1 protein-coding gene is annotated in these 688 nt (G+C 38.5%); it reads right to left on the bottom strand.

Features of this window, described 5'->3' with window-relative positions:
- Positions 1-18: 18 nt before the first annotated feature.
- On the bottom strand, positions 19-688 hold a 670-nt coding region (locus HMPREF9166_RS11645), incomplete at its 5' end, for a restriction endonuclease subunit S (protein ID WP_217490368.1).

The raw sequence follows: 688 nt of genomic DNA, 5'->3' as shown, positions 1-688 counted from the left end.
CGGGGAGTACTGTGCCGCCTAGAGTTCGATGCTCGATACGTCAAGCTCGCCCGACATTAGGCGAGGGAGAAGCGTGTCGCGTAAGGTCTGTAGTCGAGAATTTTCACAGGCATAAGATTGCATTAAAGAAATAATTGGAGAAACCATCTTTATATAAACTTTCATGTCGGAGTCAGGTAACATAGGAATCGGTAGAGATTTTATAGTAGCCAGACTCAAATTTGCTTGTACAGCTTGTTGTATGTGCTTGACGTAATAGTTATTATGCCAGTTTCCTATAAACAAACTATATATGTATTCCGGTGGAATTTTAGCTTGATTAACTCGAATAATTGCCACAGCCTGATTAGTGTTAGCTGGCAATAAGCTTTCGTCGATAAATGAAAACCTGCCTAGTGTTCCCGCAATAGTAAATAGAATATCCTTTTCTTTGATAACAGAGCGGCTCAAAGTTGCGTGAGTTTTATCATCGATATGAGCAAGTTTTCCTGCAGCTATTGTATGGTCTTTCTGAATGCTTTCTGCCTTAACGAAATTAACTCCATGGTTTACAAAGTTGCATCCTACAGTTGTAGGTGTAGTTCCCTTTGTAATAATTAGGCACAGTGTTGATAAATTCTGTTGCTCCATTAATTTTAATGATGAATTTTCAATAAATCTTCTGGACACTATTGCATGTATTTGTTCC

Origin of the sequence: Selenomonas sp. oral taxon 149 str. 67H29BP, from assembly GCF_000146365.1 — a bacterium.
Taxonomy (GTDB): Bacteria; Bacillota; Negativicutes; order Selenomonadales; family Selenomonadaceae; genus Centipeda; species Centipeda felix.
Note: the sequence above shows the minus strand (reverse complement) of the source record. Positions and strands in the feature narration are given on the sequence as shown.